Origin of the sequence: Methylobacterium sp. J-077 (assembly GCF_022829365.1) — a bacterium.
Lineage (GTDB): Bacteria > Pseudomonadota > Alphaproteobacteria > Rhizobiales > Beijerinckiaceae > Methylobacterium.
Genome location: NZ_JAKSYJ010000086.1, coordinates 1 through 8,663, shown reverse-complemented (window position 1 = coordinate 8,663; position 8,663 = coordinate 1). Strand labels below are relative to the sequence as shown.

At 70.1% G+C, this 8,663-nt stretch carries 7 protein-coding genes and 1 tRNA gene; 5 read left to right on the top strand and 3 right to left on the bottom strand.

Features of this window, described 5'->3' with window-relative positions; all coding sequences use genetic code 11:
* Positions 1 to 1,089: 1,089 nt before the first annotated feature.
* The 3 genes from hfq to MKL11_RS06610 form a co-directional block, all read right to left on the bottom strand.
* Entirely contained in the window at positions 1,090 to 1,341 is a 252-nt protein-coding gene (hfq, locus tag MKL11_RS06620) for an RNA chaperone Hfq (protein ID WP_007563033.1), read from the bottom strand.
* 181 nt (positions 1,342 to 1,522) lie between these two features.
* Positions 1,523 to 2,887 (bottom strand): sigma-54-dependent transcriptional regulator, encoded by a 1,365-nt coding sequence (locus MKL11_RS06615; protein ID WP_243941475.1) that lies wholly within the window; start codon positions 2,885 to 2,887, stop codon positions 1,523 to 1,525.
* Positions 2,884 to 5,331, bottom strand: coding sequence for a sensor histidine kinase (locus tag MKL11_RS06610; RefSeq protein WP_243941473.1), 2,448 nt, complete (start codon positions 5,329 to 5,331; stop codon positions 2,884 to 2,886). Before MKL11_RS06610 ends, MKL11_RS06615 begins: the two co-directional genes overlap by 4 nt.
* Positions 5,332 to 5,461: 130 nt before the next feature.
* Here MKL11_RS06610 and MKL11_RS06605 point away from each other — a divergent pair.
* The 5 genes from MKL11_RS06605 (at position 5,462) to MKL11_RS06585 (ending at position 8,305) form a co-directional block, all read left to right on the top strand.
* Positions 5,462 to 5,554, top strand: a tRNA-Sec gene (locus MKL11_RS06605).
* Positions 5,555 to 5,695: 141 nt separating this feature from the next.
* On the top strand, positions 5,696 to 6,676 hold the full coding sequence (locus MKL11_RS06600; protein WP_243941471.1) for an amidohydrolase family protein: 981 nt from the start codon (positions 5,696 to 5,698) through the stop codon (positions 6,674 to 6,676).
* Positions 6,677 to 6,733: 57 nt separating this feature from the next.
* Positions 6,734 to 7,180 carry a hypothetical protein gene (locus MKL11_RS06595; RefSeq protein WP_243941469.1) on the top strand — a complete coding sequence of 149 codons (447 nt, stop codon included), beginning with the start codon at positions 6,734 to 6,736 and terminating at the stop codon, positions 7,178 to 7,180.
* Positions 7,177 to 7,515, top strand: a complete 339-nt coding sequence (locus MKL11_RS06590; RefSeq protein WP_243941467.1) for a hypothetical protein — start codon at positions 7,177 to 7,179, stop codon at positions 7,513 to 7,515. The genes MKL11_RS06595 and MKL11_RS06590 overlap by 4 nt, the downstream gene beginning before the upstream one ends.
* A 529-nt stretch (positions 7,516 to 8,044) precedes the next feature.
* On the top strand, positions 8,045 to 8,305 hold the full coding sequence (locus MKL11_RS06585; RefSeq protein ID WP_243941465.1) for a hypothetical protein: 261 nt from the start codon (positions 8,045 to 8,047) through the stop codon (positions 8,303 to 8,305).
* Positions 8,306 to 8,663: the final 358 nt, after the last annotated feature.

Below are 8,663 nucleotides of genomic sequence, written 5' to 3'. Positions count from 1 at the left end.
TGGCGAAGGTATGGCTCGACGGCGTGCAGGCGTCCGGAGGCGGCGTCCGGCAGGCGCGCGGCCGGGCCGGTGTGTTCCCGAAGCCGCAGAACCGGGCCCGATCAGGGGGTCGGACCGGATCCCAGCCGGGTGACGTGGCCCCCGATCCCCGCGGCGACCCGCGGCATCGGACGGGCATGGTCCCCGGCCGGTGCCGTCTTTCTCGTCGCGATGTCTTGCCAGCGCCCCGATCCCGCGACTCCGTGCCAGCGGTCACTGCCCATGATGCCCAAGCCGCCTCGCAGCCGAGACACCCCCGGAACCCGCATTCACCGCCGTGGCCTTCAACCCGACTTCCGCCTCGTATTGGGCGGGTCCGCGGGTTTCTGAGGGTCACGCCCAGGGATGGGTCGCCGCGGGGGTATTTCGCCCCCGCCGGGCCAACTGCCGCCCGATCTCACGCCCGTCTCCGAGACACGCCCTGCATCGGTTCGCCGCCCGGGGCGATGGCGGCTGAGAGCCACCGACGCGGGCATCGCCCCGTCCTCCGAGCCCGCCGGTCAGCCACCGAACGGACCCCCGAGGAGCGCCCCGGGATCGCTCCCGAAGCACCGAAGGACAGGTGACGGCTAATGAGCACAAAATAGGAACATTGTCAAGCGAGGAGATGCGTGATCTGCGCGATCGCGCCGACGTGCGCACGGGCCGGCGGGTGCAGATCGGGGTCGGCAGCGAGCGCCTGAGCCACCGCGTCCACCCTCTGCGGGCCACGGGCTACACCGGTTTCGGGTCTCGGCAGGGATCATGCCGTGGCCGTAGACGGCGCAGGTCCCCTTTCCCGCACGGGCTACGACGTTCGCGCATCAGAATGTGAAGGCTGCAACGCACCCTCTCTCCCGTGCGGGAGAGGGGACCCGCGCCTTCTGCACACACGGCATGCCCGCGGCTACGATCGAAACCTGTGTGGGCCGTAGCCCGCAGAGGGAGGAGAGGGGGCGGCTGTCGTCTTCGGACCGGGCGTCCTGCCGAGCCGCGGGTGATACGGAACGCGATCTATCGATCCGCAAGCGCGCAGAGGGAAACAGGCAAATCCGCCCTCCCCCAAAAAAATCACGCCTTCTCGGCAGTCTCGTCCGGCTCGAACAGCTGGACCGGGTGGCCCGGCATGATCGTCGAGATCGCGTGCTTGTAGACCAGCTGCGAGTGGCCGTCCCGGCGCAGCAGCACGCAGAAATTGTCGAACCAGGTGACCACGCCCTGCAGCTTGACGCCGTTGACGAGGAAGATGGTCAGCGGGATCTTGTTCTTGCGGACATGGTTGAGGAACGTGTCCTGAAGGTTCTGTGCGCGTTCGCCCGCCATCTTCTTTGCCTTCTTGTTGTCCCGGCGCGAAGGGCCCGGGATGGGTACGGCCCCTGAGGGGCCATCACGTGCGGGATCGTCCGATCATCCCGCCCGTGATCGCGTATACAGCATGACCGCGTGAATGTGCGGGGGCAAGCGAGGCCCGGTCCGGCCGATCCGTGACGGATCGGCGTCAGTTTCACGGACCGATGCCCAGGGACTTCAGCTTGCGGTGGAGCGCCGAGCGCTCCATGCCGATGAACTCGGCGGTGCGCGAGATGTTGCCCGAGAACCGCGCGATCTGCGCCACGAGGTACTCGCGCTCGAAGATCTCGCGGGCCTCGCGGAGCGCCAGGCTCATCAGCTTCTCGCCGCCCGCGCCCCCCGGGGTGGTCGGCACCAGGGCGCCGATCTCGGAGGGCAGCATCTCGGAAGTGACCTCCTGGTCCGGGTCGGCCTGGGTCAGGATCATCAGCCGCTCGACGTTGTTCTTGAGCTGGCGGACGTTGCCCGGCCAGTTGTGCGACTGGAGCACCGCCATCGCGTCCTCGGCGATCACGCGCTTGGGCAGGCCGGTCTGGGACGAGATGTTGTCCATGAAGAACTGGATCAGCTCGGGCACGTCCTCGCGCCGCTCCGACAGGGCCGGCACCCGCACCGGCACCACCGAGAGGCGGTGGAACAGGTCCTCGCGGAACCGGCCCGCGGCGATCTCTTCGGCCAGATCCCGCGATGACGACGAGATGATCCGCACGTCGACATGGACCCGGGTGGTGCCGCCGACCCGCTGGAAATTCTGGTCGACCAGGACGCGCAGGATCCGGCTCTGGGTCTCGCGCGGCATGTCGGCGACCTCGTCGAGGTAGAGGGTGCCGCCATGGGCCTCCTCCAGGGCGCCGACCCGCCGGCCGGACTCGCCCTCGACCCCGAACAGCTCCGCCTCCATGGTCTCGGGCAGGATCGCCGCCGCGTTGAGCAGCACGAACGGCCCGTTCGACCGCGCCGAGGCCTTGTGCAGGCTGCGCGCGGCGAGCTCCTTGCCGGAGCCCAGCGCCCCGGTGATCATCACCCGGGCGTTGGTCGGCGCCACCCGGTCGATGGTCTGGCGCAGCTGGTTGATCGCGAGCGAGCCGCCGACGATGCGGTTCGGGTTGCCCGAGCGCGCCGTCAGGTCGCGGACCTCGCGCCGGAGCCGCGAGGCCTCCAGCGCCCGCTCGGCCACCAGGATCAGCCGGTCGGCCTTGAACGGCTTCTCGATGAAGTCGTAGGCCCCCGCCTTGATCGCCGAGACCGCGGTCTCGATGTTGCCGTGGCCCGAGATCATCACCACCGGCAGGTCGGGATTGGCCGCCTTGATCAGGTCGAGCACCTGCAGGCCGTCGAGGCGCGAGCCCTGCAGCCAGATGTCCAGGAACACCAGGTGCGGCCGGCGCGCCTCGATGGCGGCGAGCGCCTCGTCGGAGCCGCCGGCCGTGCGGCAGCGGTGGCCCTCGTCGTCGAGGATGCCCGCCACGAGGTCGCGGATGTCGGCCTCGTCGTCGACAATCAGGATATCGGCGCTCATGCGTGCATCTCCGCGATCCGGGGGGCCGTCGGTGCGGCGCCCTTCTCCTCTGTCGTGACGGGACTGGTCTCGGGGCCGGACGGCTCGGGCCCGTGCTCGCGCGGGACCCGCATCTGCACCTGCCCGCCACGGCCGGCGGGATTGTCGTTCAACGCGATCCCGCCGCCGTGCTCCTCAAGCACCTTGCTGACGATAGCAAGCCCCAGCCCCGTGCCACCTTCGCGTGTGGTCATGTAGGGCTCGAGCAGCCGCTGGCGCCCCTCGACCGGAAAACCCTTGCCGTTGTCGGTCACGGTGATCACCGCGAAACCGTCCTCGACCGCGAGGCTCAGGGCGATCTTGCCCTTGCCGAGCTCGGCCGGCGGCACCTCGGCCACCGCCTCGACGGCGTTCTTCAGGATGTTGGTGATCACCTGGCTGAGCAGCCGGATGTCGAAGGCCGCCACGATCTTTTCAGAGTTGCCCGCGCCGCCCTGTCCTGAGCCACCCTGCGCCGAGAACGCGAAGTCGATGTCCGGGTGCGCCACGCGCATCATGAACAGGTTCTGCTTGGCGATCTCGGTCAGGTCGTTCGGCGCGATCGCGGGCTTGGGCATCCGCGCGAAGGCCGAGAACTCGTCGACCATGCGCTTGATCTCGTCCACCTGGCGCACGATCGTGGCGGTGCACTGGTCGAACACCTCCTTGTCGGCGGTGATGACCTTGCCGTACTTGCGCCGGATGCGCTCGGCGGAGAGCTGGATCGGGGTCAGGGGGTTCTTGATCTCGTGGGCGATGCGGCGGGCGACGTCGCCCCAGGCGGAGCTGCGCTGCGCCTGGACGAGGTCGGTGATGTCGTCAAGGGTCACCACCGAGCCGCGCGCGGCCGCCTGCGCCTGCTCGCTCGTGACCCGCACGGTCACGGTGCGCTCGCCCCGGGACCGGGTGAGCTGGAGCTGCTGCTGGAGGGCGCGCGGGCGGCTCTCGCTCTCGGCGAGCACGGGGGCGAGCTCCGGCACCGCCCGGGCCAGCGGCTGGCCGATCAGGGCGTTGCTCTCCACGTCGAGCATCCGCTCGGCGGCCGGGTTGGCGATGGTGACGAAGCCGGCCGCGTCGAGGCCGATCACCCCGGGCGAGACCCCCGACAGCACCGCCTCCGTGAACCGGCGGCGGGTGTCGATCAGGTCGTTGGCGGCGATCAGCCCGGTATGCTGGCGGCGCAGCTCCTGCGTCATCTTGTTGAAGGCCTCGCCGAGATGGGCCAGGTCGCCGCTGGTCTTCTTGGTCGGCACCTGGGCGTAGAAATTGCCGGCCGCGACCTGGTCGGCGGCGTTGATCAGCCGGCGGATCGGCGCCACGAACCGGTTGGCGAAGTTCATCCCGAACCACACCGCCGACAGGAGCGCGATCAGGGCGATCAGCAGGAACACCGACGCGAAGGTGATCTGGATCGAGCGCCGGAGCGAATCGTAGGTCAGGTACTCGGCCGCCGCCGCCCGCGAGACGCCGGGGAAGTCGATGGCGAGCTGGCTGACCTCCCGCTGCACCATCAGCACCGCGTCGTCGTAGGCCGGCATCCGCAGCAGCGCGGCGAAGACCCGGCCCTCGGTGGGCAGCAGGCAGATCGGGTCGGCCGAGTTCGCCGCCTCCTCGAACGCCGCCGCCGAAGGCAGCCGCACCTGCTTGAGCACGTCGATCTTGGCCCGGGCGACCACGTCGGTCGGCCCGCGCATGATCTGAGCCACCGGCAGGCCGAGATTGGTCGCCCGGGTGGTCAGGAAGCTCTCGAACCAGGCCCGGTCCCGGTCGAAGTTCGGGCGCGCCCGGGTCAGGTCGTCCACCAGGATGCGGATCTCCCGGGCGAGCGACTGGCACTGGTTCTCCTGGTAGGCGTCGGCGACCTCGACGGATTTGAGCACCACGTCGCGGACCCGGTCGGTGAAGCCCAGCGACAGGCCCCGGTCGATGGTCACCGAGGCGACCACGGCCAGCAGCACGGTGGGCAGGATCGCGATCAGCGAGAACAGGCCGACGATGCGCGAGTGCAGCCGGGCCACCGCGGCGTTGGCCTTGCGGGCATGCAGGAAGACCCGCGCCTCCCAGGCGATCACGAAGGCGAGGCCGAGCACCAGGGCGGCGTTGATGCCGAGCAGGGTCACGCCGTAGGCCGGCGTCGGCGTCACCCGGATCACCCCGGCCAGGATCAGGAAGGTCGCCAGCGCCGAGACCAGCGCGGTCACCACCACGGCGGCGCCGATCCAGCCCGGCCCGCGCGGCCCGGGCTTCAGCGACTCCGCGAGCGGCGTGCTCGGCTCCGGGATCGTTTCCGGAGGGGGGGCTGCCTGAGCGGTCTCCTCGCTCACCTGTTCTGCCCCCTCGCCGGCCGGTTCGGCAGGCGGCGGGGCAGCCCCTTCAGGGTCCGGCGCAGGGCCTTTTACAGGCGGTGAGCGTCGCAGGAACGGCATGACTGGTGCAGGGCCACAACAGTGTGGCGGAATTAATACGAATCGCGGCGCCCCGGCGGCGGCGGGTGATCCATTCCGCCGCAGGGGCGTGCGCTTGACCGGTTTGACCCAGGCCCGTACCCCCGCCCGTGGAGGCGAACGGGGTCTGGTGGCCCCCCTGGTCTTCAAAACCAGTGGTACGCCAACAGCGTACGGTGGGTTCGATTCCCATCCGCTTCCGCCAAGCCCCGCTGTATCCAAGCATGCATCCCCTTCGCGTCGTAACGGGCGCGGCTGATGCCGGCTTGCGCGCGTCGCGCCCAGGTGGTCCGATCCCGTTGAGGCGCTCGCAGAAGTTCGCCCGCCGATCCGGAGGAGACCCGCCATGCTGTCACGCCGGCAAACGCTCGCCCTCGCCCTCGCCAACGGTCTCGCCCTGACCGACCGGGCGGCCCTGGCCGCGGAACAGGCCGCCGCGCCGACCGTCAAGACCACGGTCTCGTTCCAGGTCCCGCCGGGGGCGTGCGACTGCCACGTCCACGTCATCCCCGATCCGGCGAAGTTCCCGTTCTGGGCGGGGCGCGGCTACACCCCGCCGGTCGATCCGCCCGAGAGCCTGCTCGCCCTCCAGCACGCGCTCAAGCTCGACCGCGTGGTGATCGTGACGCCGAGCGTCTACGGCACCGACAACGCGGCCACCCTCGACGGCCTGCGCCTGCTCGGGCCCCAGCGGGCCCGCGGCGTCGCGGTGATCGGACCCGGGACCGGCCCGGCCGAGCTCGACGCCCTGGCCCGGGCCGGCATCCGCGGCATCCGGGTCAACCTGGAGCAGGCCGGCGTGTTCGATCCGGCGGCCTCGGCCAAGGCCCTGGACAGCGCCGTCCAGCAGATCGGGTCGCGGCCCTGGCACCTCCAGGTCTATGCCCGCCTGTCGGTGATCGGCCCGCTGAAGCCGCAGCTGGCCGCCCTGCCGGTGCCGGTGGTGTTCGATCATTTCGCCGGCGCGCAGGCGGCCCTCGGGCCCGACCAGGCGGGCTTCGGCGACGTGCTCGACCTCGTGCGCGGCGGACAGGCCTGGGTGAAGCTGTCGGGCGCCTACCGGGCCTCCGACAAGGCGCCGGACTATCCCGACGTGACGCCGCTGGCCCGGGCCCTGGTGGCGGCGAACCCGGAGCGGCTGGTCTGGGGCAGCGATTGGCCGCATCCGGACAGCACGCCGAAGCCGGGCCGCAAGCCCACGGATCTCGCCCCCGCGCAGGATATCGACGACGGCCGCCTGCTCGACCTGCTCGCCACCTGGGTGCCCGAGCGCGCCACCCGTGACAGGATCCTTGTCGAGAATCCCAAGCGGCTATACGACTTCTAAGCGAAGCGTGCGCGGGGCGGATCACCCGCCCCGCCGCGGTCGCCCGGGAGGAGACCGATGCAGGGTCTGGCATATCTCGGCCTGGCGGCCGCCACTGGCCGCGCATCCGGCCGATCACGCCCCGCGCGCGGAGCGCTCGGCCTGCTGACGGCCCTGGCCGTCCTGGGCGCCGGTGCGGCCGCAGCGCGGGCCCCCGGCGCGGCCGTCGATCCCGATCTCGTGCGGGTGATCCGCTTCATGGCGCTGATGAAGGGCGGGTTCGCGCTGGCGGCCTTCGCGGGCTGCTTCTGGCGCCTCGCCCGGCCCGCCGGCCCGTGGCGCACGCCGATCTACGTCGCCGGGCCGCCGCTCATGGCAGCGGGCGCGATCGGGCTCTGGTCCCTTCAGGGCCTGCCGATCGCGGCGGCTTGCCTGCATCTCGGGCTGCTGGCGGTGCTGGCCGCCGCGCTGACCGATTCCGAATTCCTGCCCGACCTGGCGCGCCTCGGGCGGGGGCGCCGATGACGGCGCCGGAGCGGAACGGCAGATCGCCCGGCTCGTTTCCCCGGGACCCGCTCGACGCGCCGGGTGCCGCCGCGCAGAACCGCCCCGACCCGTTCGCCATGATCGATACGTTCCTCCCCCTCCTCCCGACCGGCGCGCAGGCCGCCCTGCGCAGGCTCGCCGCCCGCTGGCCGTCACGCCCTGCCCCCGCGGCGCCCGTGATCGAGCTCGACCACGATCCGCGGCCCGGCCCGATGAAGCCGCTGCTCCCGCCGGCCGCGCTCAACGACAACCCGCTGCAGGCCGTCCACGAGGCCGTGGAGCGGGACCTGCGCGCCAGCGGCCATCTGCGCTGAGACCGTCTTCGGGTCTGACCGCCATCACCTTGAGCCTTTGCGTGGCTGGTTTCGACTCAACTCGGTCAGGCCGAAAGCTAGCGGTACTTCCCGGAAGTGGCCGTTCGTCGGCCGTCCGACAACTTCGGCTTGGGGTGGCAACCGGACCTTGACCTTGCTTCCAGAAGCGGAAAGTCCGGCTCCAATCCCCACGGCCATTCATGCTGGCGCGCACCGTTCTTGAAAACGGGAAAACGGAGCAGCGCCCCGATGGGGGCTCCGATCGACCTTGGCCGACCTCGCGAAAGCGAGAGATCCAAATTCGCCGTCGTGGAGGCCAAGGTTACGTCTTGTCCGGCTCGGTCGAGGGACCGGCAACGGCTCCCACGCCGTTGCCTAAATTAACTCCCCTGTGAGGTGGTACTCCACACGGCAATACGGGAGCGGGTGAGAGGGCCGCCCGCACGTGTGCGAGTCCGGCTTCCACCTCTTGGATAAGGGCCGCAAAGACGTAGGGCTTGCTGAGCAGGCGTGTACCCGGCGGTAACTGATGCTGAAGATCCGCTCCAGCTCCCGAGGTGACAATGATGCCAACACCGGGCCAACGGTGGTGAACGAGGTGGGCGAGGGCAACACCATCGCCCACGATGCCCCGCCCCGTGATCAGCATGCGCACGGCGGCTGGTCCTTGGAGCACCGCCAGTGCCTCAGCGGCAGTACGGACCTCTATGGTCTGAAAGCCAACATCCGCCAGCATGTCGGCCGTGACCATACGGACGAGCTGGTCAGCCTCCGCGATGAGGATGGCTAAGGGCCTGCTGTCAGACACAGACGTGTTCCACGCAATCAGGGCGGGAGCGCAGGCTGCTCTCAGGCACTGGCGGCCGGGACCGAAGCCAGTGATGGGCCCTTATGGTCCAATTATCCACCGGGCGCGATGACCCTGGGTTGTGGCAGCTCGCCACCCGACCCAGTCGTACAGCTCTCTCATCAAGTGCCTGGGCGCGGACCTTCCAACCTTCTGCAACGGGTCGAGGCTGTGTGAAAACTCATGGCTTGTAGAAGAATTTCCCTCGTGCGCCCCGGGCCACGGCCGGCGCAGGCATTCTGATGGCATCGCCGCCGCCATTTTGGATGGTCAAATGGCAGCAGCGTAGGAGATCGTTCCA

Coding starts and splice junctions, on each gene's coding strand:
- hfq (WP_007563033.1), bottom strand. CDS start 1,341: ATGGCGGGCGAACGCGCACAGAACCTTCAGGACACGTTCCTCAACCAT.
- MKL11_RS06615 (WP_243941475.1), bottom strand. CDS start 2,887: ATGAGCGCCGATATCCTGATTGTCGACGACGAGGCCGACATCCGCGAC.
- MKL11_RS06610 (WP_243941473.1), bottom strand. CDS start 5,331: ATGCCGTTCCTGCGACGCTCACCGCCTGTAAAAGGCCCTGCGCCGGAC.
- MKL11_RS06600 (WP_243941471.1), top strand. CDS start 5,696: ATGCTGTCACGCCGGCAAACGCTCGCCCTCGCCCTCGCCAACGGTCTC.
- MKL11_RS06595 (WP_243941469.1), top strand. CDS start 6,734: ATGCAGGGTCTGGCATATCTCGGCCTGGCGGCCGCCACTGGCCGCGCA.
- MKL11_RS06590 (WP_243941467.1), top strand. CDS start 7,177: ATGACGGCGCCGGAGCGGAACGGCAGATCGCCCGGCTCGTTTCCCCGG.
- MKL11_RS06585 (WP_243941465.1), top strand. CDS start 8,045: ATGCTGAAGATCCGCTCCAGCTCCCGAGGTGACAATGATGCCAACACC.